The sequence below is a fragment of the Rufibacter sp. JT20002 genome (assembly GCF_056491185.1).
Map to the genome: position 1 here is coordinate 604,915 of NZ_JBSZJY010000003.1, position 18,691 is coordinate 623,605.

Annotated in this window: 17 protein-coding genes; 8 read left to right on the forward strand and 9 right to left on the reverse strand. The window is 48.6% G+C overall.

Annotated elements, in window-relative coordinates; genetic code table 11:
* Positions 1–231 precede the first annotated feature (231 nt).
* Together ACW9SV_RS16435 and ACW9SV_RS16440 are read left to right on the forward strand one after the other, a co-directional pair.
* Complete coding sequence (locus ACW9SV_RS16435) at positions 232–1,086, forward strand: N-acetyltransferase family protein (protein WP_479557848.1); 855 nt, start codon at positions 232–234, stop codon at positions 1,084–1,086.
* Between the two features lie 214 nt (positions 1,087–1,300).
* Positions 1,301–1,918 carry an SH3 domain-containing protein gene (locus tag ACW9SV_RS16440; protein ID WP_479557849.1) on the forward strand — a complete coding sequence of 206 codons (618 nt, stop codon included), beginning with the start codon at positions 1,301–1,303 and terminating at the stop codon, positions 1,916–1,918.
* 123 nt (positions 1,919–2,041) lie between these two features.
* Here ACW9SV_RS16440 and ACW9SV_RS16445 read toward each other — a convergent pair whose 3' ends face one another.
* Both ACW9SV_RS16445 and ACW9SV_RS16450 read right to left on the reverse strand, forming a co-directional pair.
* Positions 2,042–2,551, reverse strand: a complete 510-nt coding sequence (locus ACW9SV_RS16445) for a hypothetical protein (protein ID WP_479557850.1) — start codon at positions 2,549–2,551, stop codon at positions 2,042–2,044.
* A 13-nt stretch (positions 2,552–2,564) separates the two neighbouring features.
* Entirely contained in the window at positions 2,565–3,719 is a 1,155-nt protein-coding gene (locus tag ACW9SV_RS16450; RefSeq protein ID WP_479557851.1) for a zinc-dependent alcohol dehydrogenase, read from the reverse strand.
* A 507-nt stretch (positions 3,720–4,226) separates the two neighbouring features.
* Here ACW9SV_RS16450 and ACW9SV_RS16455 point away from each other — a divergent pair.
* Complete coding sequence (locus ACW9SV_RS16455; protein WP_479557852.1) at positions 4,227–4,718, forward strand: GNAT family N-acetyltransferase; 492 nt, start codon at positions 4,227–4,229, stop codon at positions 4,716–4,718.
* 49 nt (positions 4,719–4,767) lie between these two features.
* On the opposite strand, the gene ACW9SV_RS16460 is transcribed toward ACW9SV_RS16455, so the two are convergent.
* Together ACW9SV_RS16460 and ACW9SV_RS16465 are read right to left on the reverse strand one after the other, a co-directional pair.
* Entirely contained in the window at positions 4,768–5,550 is a 783-nt protein-coding gene (locus ACW9SV_RS16460) for a LytR/AlgR family response regulator transcription factor (RefSeq protein WP_479557853.1), read from the reverse strand.
* A complete protein-coding gene (locus ACW9SV_RS16465) occupies positions 5,550–6,611 on the reverse strand; it encodes a sensor histidine kinase (RefSeq protein ID WP_479557854.1) in 1,062 nt (353 codons plus the stop codon). Before ACW9SV_RS16465 ends, ACW9SV_RS16460 begins: the two co-directional genes overlap by 1 nt.
* A gap of 501 nt (positions 6,612–7,112) precedes the next feature.
* Here ACW9SV_RS16465 and ACW9SV_RS16470 point away from each other — a divergent pair.
* Complete coding sequence (locus tag ACW9SV_RS16470) at positions 7,113–7,394, forward strand: DMT family transporter (RefSeq protein WP_479557855.1); 282 nt, start codon at positions 7,113–7,115, stop codon at positions 7,392–7,394.
* A 475-nt stretch (positions 7,395–7,869) separates the two neighbouring features.
* Here ACW9SV_RS16470 and ACW9SV_RS16475 read toward each other — a convergent pair whose 3' ends face one another.
* The 5 genes from ACW9SV_RS16475 to rsfS are packed head-to-tail and all read right to left on the reverse strand — an operon-like array spanning position 7,870 to position 12,693.
* On the reverse strand, positions 7,870–8,703 hold the full coding sequence (locus ACW9SV_RS16475) for a hypothetical protein (RefSeq protein WP_479557856.1): 834 nt from the start codon (positions 8,701–8,703) through the stop codon (positions 7,870–7,872).
* Positions 8,684–9,463 carry a UDP-2,3-diacylglucosamine diphosphatase gene (locus ACW9SV_RS16480; RefSeq protein ID WP_479557946.1) on the reverse strand — a complete coding sequence of 260 codons (780 nt, stop codon included), beginning with the start codon at positions 9,461–9,463 and terminating at the stop codon, positions 8,684–8,686. The genes ACW9SV_RS16475 and ACW9SV_RS16480 overlap by 20 nt, the downstream gene beginning before the upstream one ends.
* On the reverse strand, positions 9,447–10,097 hold the full coding sequence (locus ACW9SV_RS16485; RefSeq protein ID WP_479557857.1) for a LutC/YkgG family protein: 651 nt from the start codon (positions 10,095–10,097) through the stop codon (positions 9,447–9,449). Before ACW9SV_RS16485 ends, ACW9SV_RS16480 begins: the two co-directional genes overlap by 17 nt.
* 37 nt (positions 10,098–10,134) lie before the next feature.
* The gene (gene ftsH / locus ACW9SV_RS16490; RefSeq protein WP_479557858.1) at positions 10,135–12,246 is read right to left on the reverse strand and encodes an ATP-dependent zinc metalloprotease FtsH; all 2,112 of its coding nucleotides are present in this window, start codon (positions 12,244–12,246) and stop codon (positions 10,135–10,137) included.
* 48 nt (positions 12,247–12,294) lie between these two features.
* A complete protein-coding gene (gene rsfS / locus ACW9SV_RS16495; RefSeq protein WP_479557859.1) occupies positions 12,295–12,693 on the reverse strand; it encodes a ribosome silencing factor in 399 nt (132 codons plus the stop codon).
* A gap of 40 nt (positions 12,694–12,733) precedes the next feature.
* Between rsfS and ACW9SV_RS16500 the strand changes: the two genes are divergently transcribed.
* The 4 genes from ACW9SV_RS16500 to rlmB all read left to right on the forward strand — a co-directional run bounded on the left by ACW9SV_RS16500 (position 12,734) and on the right by rlmB (position 18,526).
* A complete protein-coding gene (locus ACW9SV_RS16500) occupies positions 12,734–13,498 on the forward strand; it encodes a biotin--[acetyl-CoA-carboxylase] ligase (RefSeq protein ID WP_479557860.1) in 765 nt (254 codons plus the stop codon).
* Between the two features lie 181 nt (positions 13,499–13,679).
* Positions 13,680–14,309: a T9SS type A sorting domain-containing protein gene (locus tag ACW9SV_RS16505; protein WP_479557861.1), complete on the forward strand. Its 630-nt coding sequence runs from the start codon at positions 13,680–13,682 to the stop codon at positions 14,307–14,309.
* A gap of 123 nt (positions 14,310–14,432) precedes the next feature.
* The gene (locus ACW9SV_RS16510) at positions 14,433–17,438 is read left to right on the forward strand and encodes a glycosyltransferase family 117 protein (protein WP_479557862.1); all 3,006 of its coding nucleotides are present in this window, start codon (positions 14,433–14,435) and stop codon (positions 17,436–17,438) included.
* A 275-nt stretch (positions 17,439–17,713) separates the two neighbouring features.
* A complete protein-coding gene (rlmB, locus tag ACW9SV_RS16515; protein WP_479557863.1) occupies positions 17,714–18,526 on the forward strand; it encodes a 23S rRNA (guanosine(2251)-2'-O)-methyltransferase RlmB in 813 nt (270 codons plus the stop codon).
* Positions 18,527–18,691: the final 165 nt, after the last annotated feature.

An 18,691-nucleotide genomic window follows, 5' to 3' on the forward strand; every position in this document is an offset into this window, starting at 1 on the left:
CCGTTCCTTTTTTTCTTGTTCAGGCTAGTTTAGTTTGCCGGGAAAGTCCACCACTTAGGTAATAAGGACACCCAGCTGCCAGAAATTAGATGTTTTGAACTGCTCGCCTCGGACTAATTCCTTTCTGCAAATGGATCGAAAAGTTTTGGTTGACTAAGAGAAAGCCACTTGCCTGTTTTGATTCTGATCTTTCGTTTTGTTATTTGGCTTTCCTCATCCTTGTTTTCGCCTATGCAGTTTGACTTTGCCCAAAATCTGTCAGTTGACCAGTTGTGCACCCTCTTCAACGCCGCCTTTTCAGATTACATTCAACCTTTCACCCTTTCGCCGGAAGTGATGGAATTGAAACTTCGGCGCGATGGTACCCAATTAGCCTTGTCGCCGCTGGTGATAGACCAGGGTGAACCGGTAGGGTTTATCTTTCAATGCCCAGGTGATTGGCAAGGCAAAAAGACCGCTTATAACAGCGGGACCGGAGTGGTGAGCAGGGCCCGGGGAAATGGATTGGTCCCGAGAATGTATGATTTTGGGTTGCCTGTGCTTCAAGCGCAGGGAGTGGAGCAGTGCCTGTTAGAGGTGATCCAGGAGAACAAGCGAGCCCTGGCGATTTACCAGAAGTTAGGCTTTGAGGTGACCAGGTCCTTCCATGTTTTCCGGGACAAGAAAGCGGACTTACACTGGCATGACCATACCCTTAAAGAAATGACCTTTCAACAGGTTGCAATACCTGATTGGGAGCTATACCAAACGTTCTGGGATGTGGAGCCCAGTTGGCACCTTCACATCGGAGCTATTGAGCGGACCGTTGCCGATGTGCAGATCGTAGAGGCACGGGTGCAGGGTATCTGCGTGGGTTATGGTATGGTGTACCCTTTAACCGGGGCCATTGGTCAATTAGCGGTGGCTCCTGCCTGGCGGAAAAAAGGGGTGGGGCAGGCATTGTTGCAGCATCTGGTTTCCGCTACCTCCTCGCCAGTGGTGAGCGTGATTAACGTCGATGCCAAAGGGGAGACATTGTTGCGCTTTCTGAAGAACCGGCAAATGGGTGAACTGCTTGGCCAATATGAAATGCTGTGGAAACTGTAAGTTTCGTTTAGGGACTTCTTTGGGAAAACAGGCCGAAAATTAATATCATTACTTTTCTAAAAATGAGATAAAAACTCTATCAGTTAACTATATCTATATCAGCTAGCCAACTATTTATCTTCTGTTTTAAGTTATTCTATACTTTAAGCCAACTACGCTCCTCGTTACTATGCGAATTCTATATCTTTTTCTGTTTGTTCTTTGCCTCAATTTCTTGCCTCACCTAACAGAAGGGGCGGAGAAGTACAAGGCAGGAGACAAGCTGTTTGTAGCCCCTACCAAAGGTTTAAATCTGAGAAAAGCACCTGATTCCCAATCGCCTGTTCTTTCTAAGTTGGACTACAACACGCAGGTAACCGTAATAGGCGATTCATTATTCAGTAAGCCGTATCAGGTGCCGGTAACTGATTTCGCGGGCGGAAAACTGAACCTGCAAGGGCACTGGGTGAAGGTGGGCATTGGTAAAGCAGTAGGGTATGTTTTTGAAGGAATGCTCTCCAAATTCAAAGGGTTGCCACTCAGTAGCTATGAGGTGGACTCTTGGCTGGTTACTTTGTTTGGAAAGCCAACCCTGAAAACGTCTAAAAAGAGCATAATGGCACAAGGTGGGAAAATAGACTTTGAAACAGAGGTAAGAACGTTCCCGCGGGGATTGGTCTCACAATCTACCTGGGGTGATGGCTGCGGAGATATGGAATACACGTTCAGCATTTCCTTCAACGAAGCGTACTGGCTTATTGAGCGCATGATGGTAGGAGCAGACGCCATTGATGATATCAAAATCAAAAAAGTTAAGGGTAAAACCCTTTTGACTTACTCTAGCTGTTCATAAAGGTCTGCCCAGTATTTGGCTAGTTTTCTAAAACCAAAGGATAAACCGCAAAGCCATACACACAGAACCCCGACAGATGCTTAGAATCTGCCGGGGTTCTGTGTGTAAATTCAGGCTAGGAGATTAATAATCGTAATCTTCTTGCTCTCTTTTCTTTTTAGCCCGGTAATAGGCGACTATTCCGTAGCCGATGATGGCGGTAACCGCCAACTGCCGAAGGAGGCCAGAACGGTTATGTTCCCACTCGGCCTTCATGCCTTTTTCTGCGATGATGTTAGGGAACTTGCCATCCTTGATGTCTTCAATAATCCCTTCTACCACGTTGATGCGGTCTGCCAGGATAAGCGGAAGCCAGTGCCCATAGTCATTCTCGCTTTTCTTGAACGCCAACCGGCGGATCATCCCGCTTAAACCGCTTGGCGGAACAGCCGTCCCGAAGACAGCGGTTACGTTAGGGCGCTCAATGGAATGATGTACCTCAATGTTAATTGGTTGCTGCGTTGGTCTTTCCCAGGTGTACCCTTTTGTGTCCTCGGCGGCCCTGTTTCTCATGGGGTAGGTTGGGTCGTTCTTCGGATCGGCGTCTATTCCCCAGCCTATTATATGCGCATATTTATTTGGTGTCGTTTCCATATGGTGGGTCTCCTTATATTCTTGCTGATGGTGGAATAAGAACAGGTTTGATGCAGTTATCTAACTTCTCAGAGAACATCCGATAAGCATCAGAAACCTCTTCTAACGGGATGCGGTGCGTGATAAGTCCCTTAGGGTTCAGGACGCCGTTTTGCACGTGCTCTATCAATCTGGGCAGCAGGCGTTTCACCGAGGCTTGGTTTCCTCTGATGGTAAGTCCCTTGTTCAGCACGTTGCCAATGGGCACCAGGTTATCGGTCGGTCCGTAAACCCCCACAATGGAGACAATACCACCTTTCTTCACGCAGTTAATGGCCCAGTGCAGCGCCGTTGCCGACCCGGCCTGAATAAGCAGCTTTCTACCTGTGATGGTCTGTAGGGCATTGCCCGTTGCCTCGGCACCTACAGCGTCAATACAAACATCGGCTCCCAGCCAATCGGTTTGTTTCTTGATGAACACGGCTGGGTCTCCAAACTCCCTGAAGTTATAGGCCTCGCACTGCGCGTAGTTCTTGGCAAACTCCAGGCGGTATTCCACCTCGTCAATGATAATCACGCGACCTGCGCCAAATAACCAGGAGCATTTAGCTGCCATGATCCCAACCGGACCGGCTCCAAACACCACCACCGTGTCGCCAGGCTGGATACCGCCCATTTCAGCGGCCTGGTAGCCTGTAGGCACCACGTCGGTCAGCAGAACAGCATCGTCTGGGTCCATCCCTTCGGGGATAATGGTAGGGCCTACGTTGGCGTACGGTACGCGGACATACTCGGCCTGGCCACCGTTGTAGCCACCAGCAGTGTGTGAGTACCCGAAGATACCTCCCACGGCGGTAGCCTGCGGGTTAGACTCGTGGCAGTTGCCGTACATTTCCTGCTTACAGAAAACGCACTGGCCACAGGCAATGTTGAAAGGCACCAGCACATGGTCACCTACTTTCACCTTGGTTACCTCAGAGCCAATTTCCTCTACTATACCAGTGAATTCATGCCCGAAGGTCATGCCCACGCGGGTATCGGGCACGGAGCCATTGTATAAGTGCAGATCTGATCCGCAGATACACGAGCGAGTTACTCGTACAATAGCGTCCTGGGGGTGCAGGATCTCAGGCATTGGTTTTTGATCTATCCGGACCCGCAAAGGTCCCCGGTAATTCATGGCTAGCATAAAAAATTCTCCTTGGGGTTAAAGTGAGACATACGGTTACGTGGCAACTCTTTAAAGCAGGACTTATTAGCCTGTTCTGAAAAGGGGTTGTATTCCACAACTAAATTGTACTTCCTGAGAACCCGAAAGTTTCAGTAAGTCTTTTGTTCATGTTTAAATACGTACTTATATGGTCTAAACTCGATTGCAATGTTTTACTTGTACGAAAAAATTGCATTATGTTTTAATCTATTGGATTAAACCGACCTTAATCTAGCCAAGAAGGCTTTGGAGAGCTTACTTATTTTCAAACCAAGAGCGGGTTTAGAAGGAAAGGCAGCAAGATTGAAGCGTCTGAAATTAGAAACAGAAACTGTTTAGAAGCTGTTTTCTGAAAAAGGTTAGTGAAAGGAGGTTAGGTGATGGTTTACAGCGGCTTTTACTAAAGTTTGGGTGCAGTTTGCTTTTCCTGCCTACTTTTGCCGCTAACCCAGCACAACATTAGGTGCCAGGGACAACCATCGGCATATGAGTATTACCATCAGGGCCATTGAGGAAAAAGACAACCTGCAACTGGCCAACCTTATCAGAAAAGTATTTAGGGAATTTGGGATAGACCGGCCAGGCACAGTTTATACTGACCCCACCACCGATGACCTTTACAATCTGTTCAAGACAGCGGGCAGTAGCTACCTGGTAGCAGAGGAAAACGGGGAAATTATTGGCGGCTGCGGAGTTTACCCAACCGATGGACTCCCGGATGGGTGTGCCGAATTGGTAAAGTTTTACCTTTCTTCCGAGAGCAGGGGCAAAGGCATTGGATACCAGTTACTCCTTCAAACCATGGAGCTGGCCCGGGACTTAGGATACCAACAGCTGTATCTGGAGTCTTTTCCAGAGTTGGCCAAGGCCGTGAGTATGTACACCAAGGCAGGCTTTGAGCCCTTACCACATGCGTTGGGTAACTCAGGGCACTTTGCCTGCACTATCTGGATGCTAAAAGACTTAACGAAGAAATAGGTAGGAGACCTTTAGGCCTGTTTTCAGGAAAACAGGCCTAAAGGTCTTCTTATTTCCCTAACCACTCTTTGAAGGCAGCGGCACGTTCGTTGCTGATGATAATCTCTTTGTCGGTGACCGGTTTCACGTACACTTTGAGGCGGCCCTTGAGGTACGGATGGATCTCGTCAATAGAGTGGATGTGGGCAATGAACTGGCGGTTAAGGCGGCTGAAATGCTCGGGGTCCAGCAGTTCCTGCAGGGTGTCTAAGGTGTAATCTGTGATGAAGCGCTGACCACCGGTAGTAATCAGGAAAACGATCTTGTCTTCGGCGTAGAAATAAGCAATCTCATCGGTAGAGACCGAGCGTATTTTCTGGCCACTTTTCACCAAAAAGCGGGTTTTGTAGTGCGGCGTGTCTACAGAAGAAGGCGAGTTCTTGTTTAGAAGCGCCATGATCTGCTGCATGTCCAAGGCCGGAGCAGCAGGTTTGCTTTGGCGAAGAGCTTTGAATTTGTCCATGGCCGCCCCCAGATCCTCGTTGCTGATGGGTTTAAGCAAGTAGTCAATGCTGTTCACCTTAAAAGCTTTAACGGCGTACTCATCATAGGCCGTGGTGAAGATAATAGGGCACTTTACTTCCACCTTCTGGAAAATCTCAAAGCTGTTGCCATCAGATAAGTGGATGTCCAGGAACGCAAGGTCTGGAGTGGGGTTAGACTCAAACCATTTTACCGCGTTCCGGATAGAATCTATGGTGCCTACCACCTGAATGCTGGGGTCGTAGCGCAGTAATTGGGCTTCCAATTTCTCCGAAGCCAGGTACTCGTCTTCAATGAGGAGGATGTTCATCAGGCGGCGTTATTTAGAAGTGGTAATTTAGCAATGAAATCGTGTGCTGTTACTTCTACATCCACTTTTTTATCTGTGATGAATTTGTAGCGGTTGATGATGTTTTTCAGGCCTACTCCGGTTGATTCTTCGCGGCTCTCTCTCAACTGCAGGTTGTTCTTGATGATGATGTAATCGCCCTCCACAAACACATCAATGAACAGGGGCTCATCGCGGCTCACAATGTTGTGCTTGATGGCATTCTCCATAAGCAACTGCATGGTTAAGGGTGCCACCTGGTGGTTCAAGAGATGGTCTGGCACGTCCATGTTCACGCGTAGGTTCTCCCTGAACCTGATCTTAAGCAAGAACAGGTACGAGTAAATGAAGTCCAGTTCGGTGTGCAGCGTCACCAGTTCCTTGTCTTTGTTTTCCAGCACATACCGGTACACCTTAGAGAGCTGCTCCACAAACTTGGCGGCCAGGTCCTGGTCTTTGTAGATAAGGGAGGAAAGGGCGTTTAAGCTGTTGAACAGAAAGTGCGGATTCACTTGCTGTTTCAATGACTCAAACTGCACCTTGATGGTTTCTTTTTTCAGCTTCTCAGACTGCATAAGGTAGCGGTGCCATTGGTTGTAGAAATAGATTCCTGAGCGGATAAAATGCACAAAAAGCAGGATAATGCTGCCAAACACAAAGACTTCTTTGATGTTGCGCATGGCGTTAGGGTCTTTGAAATCATATTCCATCTGGCCTAAGACCAACCGAGGCATGATCTCAAACAGAACCATCACCAGCAAGATGTAAATCTGGACGGCCACCCATTCATAAATGAACCGGCGAAGGCCGTACTCGCGCCAGTCATACTTTCTGCTCAGGCGCTTGGCAATACGGCGGGTGCCTTCCAGCACCACATTCACCATCAAAGCATTATAAAGCAACCGAAAGATATCGGCTGGTTCAAAATCCCGCACCCCCGTTCTATGGATAAAGAAGAAGGTCCAGAAGATAAGAAAAGCAATGCCCGTGTTGCCTAAATAGCGCAACAAGTGCTTATGCTTGAATTGAAACTTTTTTTTCATAAAGGGCGACTGCACAAACAGCCTGTCCAAAAACTCAGTGGAGAGAAGCATAGTTCAAAAAGCAAGTAAGCGCTTTGCCGCGGTGAAAGAAAGGGGTACATGCGCTCTACTCATAATAGAAATAGTTGAGAATGAAAGTTCTGTTGTCTGCTTACTTTTTGAAAAACAACTTAAAAATGCCTTCCGCCTAGATCCTTATGCAGTTTCTTCGCCTTTCAAGAAAAGAAACTAAGGTTCTAAAATGGTTTCCATTACAGCTTCATCTTCCACAGGCTTAGGGTAAAGTGCCAGCCTTCGTCTGTAAAGAAGCAAAAGGTGCAGCGGGCTTTTTCCCTGAGTTTGCGTGAAAACCCAAGCGGATGGTTATGTCCGCTAAGTTTGCAAATAGATGCTTTTGCCGCAAGCGCACAAGAGAATCCTGACCAAGGAGGAAATTAACGTGCTGAAGCTGTGGTATCTACGGATTAAGTACTTGATTCTGATTTTACCTCTTTGAAAATTATGAATACAGCTTGGGTTTATTTGGTGGTTGCAGGGCTTTGTGAGATTAGCTGGGCCATTAGGTTGACGTACACCGAAGGGTTCACCAAGCTTTGGCCTACGGTGATTACAGTCGTTGTCATAATTCTGAGTTTTGTGTTACTCTCCCCAGCCTTGCGCACCTTACCGGTGGGTACCGCTTATGGTTCCTGGACTGGAATTGGAGCTGTGGGGACTGCTATTTTGGGGATGGTTCTTTTCAATGAACCCAAGAATGTGGGCGTCTGGCGTGGATCGAGTTGATTATTACCGAAGTGTTGGGGTTGAAGTTTTTAGCGAAGGAGTAGGGCGAGAAGAGGGTTGTTTTAAGGCTGAATTTTGAAAAGTAAGGTCTAAACGTTTTTGTTTATAGTAGCGGAGGCTCGGCTTATCAGTTGTAGAGGCTTTGTTGTTGCAATTTTGCTTTGGTGCGCTCAAGGCCGCGGGGCCTCGTCTTCCGCCCTCGCGCTTCCGTTTTAGCCTTGGCCGGTAGGCCTGCCTGCGGCACCAGGTCTAAAACAAAGGCGCTCTGCCGAAAGACTGGAAATGGGGTCTTCCCACTTGAAGTTGCATGGCCAGGCTGTTGAACGTTTCGCCTTTTAGATTTCTAAGGTTAAGTTTAGACCTACAACTTGAATTTATGATACCTGAAATGACTTCTATTGGTAAGGTGGTTGTTTCAGTTCTAGGGAATACTTTTTTGTTTTAAGCCCATTTTTGGAAATGGCCTCAAAACTACCTAGTGTCTGCGGTAGGCGAAGAGGGTATCGTTGGTGAGCAGGTAGAGGAACTTGTCACCAACCAGCACTTGGCGGTAGGCGAGGGGTTGTTCTGGTAAGGAAACCGTTCGGGTCTGGAAGGTGTAAAGATGCTGGAAATGCAATTGGTTATTGGAGAGGTAATACATCTCATCGCCCACGAACCCCAGGTAGGAAAGATTTGGTAGTGGCAATTTCTTATGATAATTGCCCATGTTGTCAAACACGTAGACGCCTGAGGAGCGGTCTACCATGTATAATTTGCTTTGGTACTCGCGCAGGAACGTAATGTCGTGCTGCCTCCGGTCCAGCAGTAACTCCAACGGGTTTTCATATACCGGCCGGTTAGTGCGGGTATCTATTTTCAGTAGCCGGAAAGTGGTTTCGTCAAAAAGCCAGAGCCGATCGTCTGCTGCCAGGGTGGCTGCCCTAATGGTTCCATCAGTGTATTCCCGCAAATCTGCCAGGCCCAATGGGGTTAAAAAACGGTCTAGTAATTGTACCCGTTGGCGGTCATCGTAGAACACCGAGATTTTAGCCGGGCTCCAAGCCTCTACCATGGCTACATGGCCTTGGATGGGCGGCGAGAAAGTATTAACTACTTTCCCTACCGTATCTAACTGGATGATGTTCTGGCGGGTGTCTGCCAGGTACACCCGGTCAAATCGGTCTATGGAAAGTAAGGAGTTGCCTTTGGCTGGGAGCTGAAACGCCAATGACCAGTTGGGTGCAGATTCCTGTGCCAGGCCCATGATGGGTGACAGAAAAAGCGAGGAGAGAAGCCCCAGGCAGAAACTAAGCAGGCTGCTTTTCAAAGTAGGTGAGGGTAAGGTCCTGTCCATCATACACAGCATAGGAGCAAAAATTGACCCATTCTCCCAAATTAAGATAACGGCTGCGGTCTCCAATGGGCAAATCAAGCGGCAAATGGCGGTGCCCGAAAATGTAGAAGTCATGGTGCTGCCGTCCTTCCACTCGTTGGCAGTAGTGCACCAGCCATTCATCATCACCCTTGAAAACCTCGTCTACCTTGGTGTTCTGAATGCGGCTGCGGCGCGACCAGAAACTGGCCAACCCAATGCCCATGTTGGGGTGCACCCTGGCAAACAGCCATTGGCTCACCGGGTTCGCGAACACCCGCTTTAAAACCTTGTAGGTGTAATCCTTCGGGCCTAAGCCATCACCATGACCAATAAAAAAGGAATGAGTCCCGATGGTGATAGAAACTGGTTTCCTTAGGACCGGAATATTCAACTCTTTCGGAAAGTAGTCGAACATCCACATGTCATGGTTTCCGGTGAAGAGATAGATGGGAATGCCGCTATCGGCAATCTCAGCTAATTTACCCTGCAGCCGGATGAAGCCTCTGGGAATGGCATGGCGGTATTCAAACCAGAAATCGAAAATATCACCTACTAGGAAAATAGCGTGGGCATCTGCCTTGATCTGGTCTAACCACCGCACAATCTTTTTCTCACGCGCCAGGCTTTGCTCAGGAGACGGTACCCCTAAATGGAAATCAGAAGCAAAGTAGACTTTTTTACCGGGCGGCAGGTGGTCAATCGGTGTGATCATCAATCAGAAACAAGATAAGTTCTTTGGGGCCGTGGGCACCCATCACTAGGGTTTTCTCTATATCGGCGGTGCGGCTGGGGCCACTCACCAAAGATAGCATGGAAGGCAGACGGTTGCCGTACTTTCCTTTAACAAATTCAAGGGCCTGCTTTATATCAGGGACCAACTGCGACAATTTGGCCACCACCAGGTGCATAGCCGGGTACACAGACAAGCGTCTGCCACTAGCATTTGCCGAGGAGACCAGGATGCTGCCGGTGCGGGCCACCAAGGCTTCACAAGTGGTCAGTGAGGCTTGCGCATTGTTGATGAAATCGTCCTCGGTGCCATTAAAATTGATGCCTCCGGCGTGCAGGATTTTTTTCAGCACAGGCTCCCACACGTATAGATTGTTGATGCCCCGTTCCTTCTTGAACTCAAAAAGTTGGTCAAAGAAGTCTTCCTCGTTCTCACAGTACACGAACGTGCCGCTGTTGCGGATGAACGTCTCTGCAAACAGCACCGAAAGGTCTTCCAGCAACGGGCCGTAGACCGACGTGGAGAAGTCTGGGGTAGGAGGCAGAAAAGGCGCTGACTTAGCCAGCGCCTCTCTTACCTTGCGGAGCACAATCTCTTTGGATTTGGCTTCGTACATGTTGTATTTCCGTTTAGAACCTACTTTTCAGAAAGAACTACGAATTGAACGTAGTACCTTCTCCGGTGGAAGTTGGTGCACCAGTTGGCTCTGCCGCCGTTGGCGTGTCTTCCTGATTTTGCTGGGCACCGGTTGGGGTGATGATGTGGTTTTCACCAGCCACCTCACTTTGCGTTTTACTGCGGTCTGTACCGGCGGTATGGGCCTGGTAGTTGGTTAAACCTTCAAAAGGTCTAGGACCTACCAAACGCTCCAGGTCATGTTGGAAAAGGATTTCCTTCTCTAACAGTTCCTGCGCTACCATTTCCAACTCGTTCCGTCTGTCAGACAATAGTTGCAGCGTGCGGTTGTACGCGTCACCTACCAATAGGCGTACCTCAGAGTCAATCGTTTCAGCGGTAGTTTCAGAATAAGGCTTGGTAAACGTGTTGTCTGGCTGCTTAGAGTCATAGAACGACAAGTTACCAATGCGGTCATTCATTCCGTACATGGTCACAATGCTGTAGGCCATCTTGGTAATCCGCTCCAAGTCACTCAAAGCACCGGTAGAGATTTTTCCAAACACGATCTGCTCTGCCGCGCGACCACCTAAGGCCATGCACATCTCGTCTACCAACTGCTCGGTGTTGTACAGGAACTGCTCTTTTGGCAAGTACTGGGCGTATCCTAACGCGGCAACACCACGCGGAACGATACTCACTTTTACCAACGGATCACAGTGCTCCAAGAACCAGCCAGCAATGGCGTGACCCGCCTCGTGGTAGGCCACAATTTTCTTTTCCTGCGGAGAGATGATCTTGTTTTTCTTCTCCAAACCACCAATCACACGGTCAATGGCATCGTTGAAGTCTTTCATCTCAATCGCCTTTTTGTTACGGCGGGCCGCAATCAAGGCTGCTTCGTTACACACGTTGGCAATCTCGGCTCCGGCAAAGCCAGGTGTCTGAGCAGCCAATTTCTTCGCGTCTACGTCATTGGCTAAGGTCAATGGACTCAAGTGCACGCCAAAAATGTGGGTACGGCCATTGATGTCTGGTTTGTCGATGCTGATCTGGCGGTCAAAACGGCCTGGACGCAACAAGGCAGAATCCAGAATGTCAGGACGGTTGGTAGCCGCCAGGATAATCACGCCTGAATCGGTTGCGAAACCATCCATCTCCACCAGCAGGGAGTTCAGGGTGTTCTCGCGCTCATCGTTACCGCCGGGCATCTGCCCACGACTACGTGAACGGCCAATGGCGTCAATCTCGTCAATGAAGATGATACAAGGGGCTTTGGCTTTCGCTTGCTTGAACAAGTCACGCACACGGGCAGCACCTACCCCCACAAACATCTCCACGAAGTCTGAACCTGACAAAGAGAAGAACGGAACCTCAGCCTCACCGGCAACGGCTTTCGCCAACAAGGTTTTACCGGTACCCGGAGGTCCTACCAGCAAGGCGCCTTTCGGGATTTTACCTCCCAATATGGTAAACTTGGTGGGGTTTTTCAGGAACTCTACAATCTCCTGGATCTCTTCTTTGGCTTCTTCCAGCCCGGCCACATCCTTGAAGGTAATCTTCACACGGTTCTCGGCGTCAAACAGCGCCGCACGTGATTTTCCGATGTTGAAGATCTGTCCGCCAGCTCCTCCAGTGGCCATGCGGCGCATCAGGAACCAGAAACCAACCATCAACAGGATAAAGAATGGCCAACCCATCAAGAGCTCCAACAGGCCGGTACGCTTCTCAATCTCTAACGGAACGCGTTGCTCGCGCGGGATCTGAGCCTGCAATTGGTCTAAGTCCTGCTTGAAGCTTTCTGCCGTGATGATAGGGAAGTGGTAATGCGCCCCCTGGTTGTTCATGCTGAATCCGCCGCCGCGACTTTCCAGCTCAGTGCGGTATTTCTCATTCTTAAGGGCTTCCTCTTTCAAGGTGACCTCTGCCACATTGTTATTCACAACCGCCACTTTCTTCACATCCTGCGCCAGAAGCATTTCTTCAAAGCGCGGCTGCCGTATTTCTACCGTTGCGTTAAGGTTGTTGTAGTACGTAAGGCCGAAAATAAAAAGCACGAGCGCCGCCAAAACCCAAATTTGCATTGTAGGCCTAGGCGGGGTGGTGGGGATTATTTTTCTTTTTTTCTTTTTTTCTGGTTTTTCTGTCATGGGTTGTTCTCTCTCAATAAAAGGTAAACCTCCTGGCCGTGCCTTTGTTTATAACACAGCCGAAGTAGAGCCTTCTGTAGACTCTACGTGCGTAATCTCAGCGTCGCCCCAGAGTTCTTCCAGCGCGTAGAAATTACGTTTATCTTTCAGGAAGATATGGGCCACTACGTCAACGTAGTCCAACACCACCCACTCACGGTTGGTGCGGCCTTCACTCTGCCAGGGATGCTCTTTGGTTAGCTTGAAAACTTCTTCCTCAATAGACGTAGCAATGGCATCCAATTGGGTGTCTGAGCTGGCGGAGCTTATGATAAAGTAGTTTGAAACGGCGTTCTTCAAAGATTTCAGGTTGAGAACGACAATATCGGCTGCCTTTCTTTCCTGCATGCCTTTTACTACCAGTTCTGCCAATATGTCGGAATTGTCCTGAATCGTGTTGTGTTTCATTTGGGAAATATAAATTTGATCTTCAAAAATACTAAAGTCTTTGCAAAAATTTTCGCCGAATACCCTTTTTATAGGCCAACAACTAGTCTTTCTGCCAGAATGTACCTCTACCAACACAGAGGCACACCTGCTTATTAACAAAAATGGCGCCACTGATGGCTGTGTCATAGTGGCGGGCGCCCAAACCTCCGGACGCGGCCAACGTGGCAATACCTGGGACGTGGAACCTGACAAAAACATTACGTTATCTGTCATATTAAAGCCAAACTTTTTAGAGGCCCAGCATCAATTTTCACTGAACATTGCGGTCTCTCTGGCAGCCCTTGATCTTCTGCGGGAGTACCTGCCCCAAGGAGTCACCCTCAAATGGCCCAACGACCTGTACTGCGGCGACCACAAAGCCGGGGGCATTCTGATTGAAAACTCTGTAAGCGGGCGTTTTTTGCAGCACAGTGTGGTAGGGATTGGGATCAATGTAAACCAGGTCACCTTTGCCCATCCCCGCGCCACGTCGCTGGCTTTGCTTACCGGACAGCAACTTCCGCTGGACAAAGTGATCAATACCTTGCTTGAAAACCTGGAGCGTAGATACCTGGCCCTACGAAGCGGAGCCGCTGCAGCCCAGAAAAGAGAATACCTGCAACACTTGTACCGCTACCAAGAATGGCATTCTTTTATGGTGGGGGACCAGGTGATGACGGGCCAGATTACCGGTGTTGACGCTGCCGGGCGTTTGGCAGTATTGATAGAACAGAAATTGCAGTTCTTCCAGTTCCAGGAAATTAAGTTTATGAAAGGGGAGTAATTGTTTTTGGCTTAATTTTTGAAACTAAACCCTAAAACACTTCTTGTATATTGAAAAGGCTTAATTGTTTTTTTTGTAGATAAGAATAGTGAAAATTCTATGAATTAGTTTGTAGTTTAAGGATACGTTGCTATATTTGGACGATTCTGAAAACGGACACCAACTTCTTGGCATATATGGTATGAAAATTTTTACGCGCGTTTTCCTGGGTATCTTAACCCTAGGTATGGTTTTAGGAAGCAAGGCGTCCTCTTTGGGCGTTATTCCGGGCGGTCTTCCTTTGGGGAGCCGTACTGCAGGCACATCCTCTGATTCTGTTTATGCAGGCTGGCGCTCCGCTTCTGCTTTAACGGTATTAGATTTTGGGATATTGCCTTCACCCACTATCTCTTCTATTAACCCGAACGTAAAAAAATATTCTCCTTTACTGTACCTGACCAAAAATTCTGGTGCCATGGCGGCAAAACCAGGGGTGCGGAATTTATCAACGGCTTACGCCAGCGTGACTAAAATCCTTTCCGGTAATCAGGGGACAAAGGAGCCAAAGCTGATTCCTTCTCTAAATGCGTATCCTAACCCATCCAGAGGAGTTACCAGAATCTCCCTGAACTCACTTGGGGATGAAAACTATAAAATCAGAATCTCTAACGCCATTGGCAAAGTGTACAAAGAGATTCCGGTGATGAAACCCGCCACTACTGAGACTATTGTGGTGGATCTTTCTCCTCTGCCCGCCGGTATTTACTTCTACAGCCTGCTGGTAAACGAGAAAATGGTGGAAACCAAACGCCTCATTCTGCAGCAGCAATAAAATTTGACCCATTAAGTTATAGAAGAGCCAGCCTACGCTGGCTCTTTTTTTATTTATTGGGGTTGCCAAGAGGCGAGACGTTCAGAAAATTGCTAATTTCGAGGGTTCAATCATAAACACATCATGTTGCAATACAATCGGATCAACAATCTGGTAGGTTGGTTGGTATTTGCGGTGGCCACCATCGCGTATGTACTTACACTTGAGCCAACGGCCAGTTTCTGGGACAGTGGAGAATTCATTGCCTGTTCCTATAAACTTTTGGTGCCGCACCCTCCCGGGGCTCCATTTTACTTGTTGCTGGGCCGTATCTTCTCCTTGTTTGCGAGTGATCCTTCGCAGGTGGCCTGGTGGGTAAACTTGCTTTCTGCGCTTTCCAGCTCCTTTACGGTTTTGTTCCTGTTCTGGACCATTACTATTCTGGCCCGCAAACTTCTAGTTCCGTCTCAACGCCCTAGCACCATTGGGGCTATGGCTACCGCTACCGCACCAGAGGAAACTTTGGTGCCTACCTTGGGACAAACTATTGCCATCATGGGGGCTGCTACCGTTGGTTCGTTGGCTTTCACGTTTTCAGACTCTTTTTGGTTTTCGGCGGTAGAAGCTGAGGTATATGCCTTCTCTTCCTTCTTTACTGCGTTTGTGGTGTGGGCCATGCTGCGCTGGGAAAGCCGCGCACACGATGCCACTTCTGACAAATGGCTAATTTTAATTGCCTACATGGTAGGGCTCTCCATTGGGGTCCACCTTCTGAACTTGGTCGCTATTCCGGCTTTGGCCTTTATTTTCTTTTTCAGGCTTAAAAAGTACTCCAACAAAGGCGCTATCATCACCTTAGTGGTAAGTGCCGTAATTTTGGGCGTGGTGCTGGTGGGTATCATTCCGGGCTTGCCTTCTATTGCTGGTAGCTTTGAGGTCTTGTTTGTGAACAGCTTCGGGTTGCCGTTTGGTACAGGGGTAATCTTCTTTGTGGTGCTCTTCATTGGGGTGCTGGTATGGGCTGTGCGTCACGCCATTAAGACCGGAAATCGCACCTTACACACGGCTTTGCTGAGCGTGATCTTCGTTTTGATTGGTTATTCTTCTTACCTCATCATTCCTATCCGTTCTGGCTATGACCCCACCATTGACGAGAACGACCCAGAGAACATCGTAAGCTTTGTGTCTTACCTTAAGCGTGAACAGTACGGAGATCGTCCGTTGCTGTTTGGACCTCAGTTCAACGCGGAGCCGGTAGACCAGGAAGAAGGTGCCGCGCAATACATCAAAGGCAAAGACAAATACATTGAGGTAGGCCGTAAGGTGGAGACGGTGTATGATTCTAAAGACAAGGTGTTGTTACCGCGTCTTTACAGCAGTCAACCAGGCCATATTGCCCAATACAAGAAGTGGGTAGATGTGCAGGAAGGCCAGAAACCTACCTTCGGGCAGAACATGAGCTTCTTGATCAACTACCAGATGGGCCATATGTTCTGGCGCTATTTCGGGTGGAACTTTGTGGGCCGTGAAGGGGACATCCAGCAGTCAGGCGTGCTATGGCCTTGGGAAAGCAGTGACGGCTTGCCTGACCGCATCTCTGAAAGCAAAGCCCGTAACAACTTTTACATGTTGCCTCTGGCCCTAGGAATCATAGGCTTGATTTTCCAATTCAGAAGAAAACAGCGCGATGCCTTTGTGGTGACTTTGCTTTTCTTCTTTACCGGTCTGGCCATTGTTATCTACCTGAACCAACCACCTATTGAACCCCGCGAGCGTGATTACACCTTTGCCGGTGCCTTCTACGCCTACAGTATCTGGATTGGCTTGGGCGTTCTGGCCATTGCCGATTTCCTGAGAAGAACCTTTAAGTCTGACGTCCTGGCTGGCGTGTTGGCAACCGTTATCGGGTTGCTGATTCCGGGGGTGATGGCTGCCCAAGGATGGGATGACCATGACCGCTCTGACCGTTACCACTCCGTTGACTCGGCTAAAAACCTGTTGAGTTCCGTAGCACCAAATGCCATCCTGTTTACCAACGGTGACAATGATACATTCCCCCTTTGGTACGCCCAGGAAGTGGAAGGTTTCCGGACCGATGTGCGCGTAGCGGTACTTAGCTACATGAACACTGACTGGTACCTGGATCAAATGAAGCGCCAGGCGTATCAGTCTGAGCCATTCCCGATGACGTTGGAGAATGAAAACTACCGCCAGGGCATCAATGACTACTTACCCTACGTGGAACGTCCGGAGGTAGCCAGTGGCATTGACTTGCAACAGTACATCCAGTTGGTGAAGCAAAACCACCAGGCCTTGCAGATTGGGGACCGGTCAGGTCGTACGTACCTTTCTTTCCCAACCAAGAACTTCTTCCTGAACGTTGATAAAAACGCAGTACTCGCGAACAATGCCGTGGCACCTGCTTATCGGGATTCTGTAGTAAGCCAGATGCGCTTCACTATTGATAAAGCTGGATTAGAGAAAAAGCACTTGGCCATTCTAGACCTGATTGCCAACAACAACTGGAAACGTCCGGTGTACTTCTCTACCACTGCTGACAATTCAGATTTCATGGGCTTAGACAACTACCTGCAGTTAGAAGGCCTGGCCTACAGAATTGTACCGGTGCAAAGCAAGAACACTGAACAGATGGGCTATATCGCCAGAGACATCATGTATGACAACATGATGAATAAGTTCTCTTGGCGCAACTTGGACCGCACCGATATTTTCTACGATGAAAATTACCTGCGTTTCCCGGCCAACGCCCGTGATAAGTATTACCAGTTAACCTTGGAGTATCTGAAAGCCGGTGACAAAGCCACTGCCAAAAAGATCATGGATTATATGTTTACGCAGTTGCCAGACAAATCCATTCCGTATGACTATTACATTCCGCCATTTGTGGTGCCGTTGTACGAGGTAGGCGAGCAGAAACGTGCCCAGGAGATTGTGGATGTGATGTCAGCCCGAGCTGATGAGGCGCTTCGCTACTACTTCACCCAAAGCTCCATGTTTGAAACCGAGATCCGCATCAACCTCTTCATCATGCAGCAGCTGATTCAGGTAGCCCGCCAAGTGGGTATGACTGATAAAGCCACCCAGATTGAACAGAAATTCATGCAGTATTATGGCCAAATGGGCAGGTAATAGTTGCACTTGATAAAAATGAAGGCCGGTTATTTCTAACCGGCCTTTCTTTTTGTGCTGCTCTGTAAAAGGCCTGTTTTATCAAAAGAAGGGTAAAAACAGGAGGTCCGTTTCTGAGTTTATAGCGTAAGAAATAGGGAGCCGTCTGCGCCTTAAAGAGACCAGTATACCGGGCAAATTGAACCGGAACAGCTTCTGCAGCATTTCTGCCGAAATACGGCTACCTTTGCAGGCAATATTAAGGCAGCGTAGCTGCAGATCAACGCATAACATCCATGGAGAACAGAAATCACAGAGATAGAGAAGGTGGCGGCAAGCCCAGGTACTACAGCCAACCCAAAGTAGATAAAATGGAGATGGTGTTCGGCTTGCGTCCGATACTGGAAGCCTTGCACGCCGGTAAGACCATGGAGAAAATCTACCTGCTCAAAGGAACCAAGCACAGCATCAGCCAGGAAATCACTGAGCTGGCCCGTGAAGCCCAGATTCCTATTTCCTTGGTGCCCAACGAAAAGCTGGACCAACTCACCCGCAAGAATCACCAAGGCGCTGTAGCGTACCTGTCAGCCATTTCGTATTCTCCTTTAGATGAGATTGTAGCCTCCCTTTTTGAAAAAGGCAAAGATCCGTTGCTGTTGGTTCTGGACCGGATTACTGATGTTCGGAATTTCGGGGCTATTGCCCGTAATGCTGAGTGTATGGGCGTGGATGCGATTGTGATCCCAAGCCGAGGTGCTGCCCAGATCAACGCCGATGCCTTGAAAACCTCTGCCGGTGCCTTGAACCTGATTCCGGTTTGCCGCGAGACTAACCTCAAAGACACTCTGCATTTCCTGAAGCAAAGCGGTATCAGAGTAGTGGCCTGTACTGAGAAAGCCGAGGACAACCTGACCGATACCGCCGTTGACCTGACCGGACCCGTGGCGGTGCTAATGGGAAGTGAGGAAGACGGAATCTCCCCGGAGTACTTGAAAAGAGCCGATGTTCGCGTGAAAATCCCTATGCTGGGCCAGGTACAGTCTCTGAACGTATCGGTTGCTAGCGGCATCATTCTTTACGAAGCACTGAGACAACGCAAAGCAGAATAGCTTTCGGCATTTGATCAACTATCTAAAAGCCTTTCAAGCCCGTTTTTAAGAAAATAGGCTTGAAAGGCTTTTAGATTTTTACTCCCTGATAAAGCTGTATTTTGGTGTAGAAAAGTAAATTGATTTTGAAATCACTTGATGCAGCCTTTTCACTCTCACTGGGGT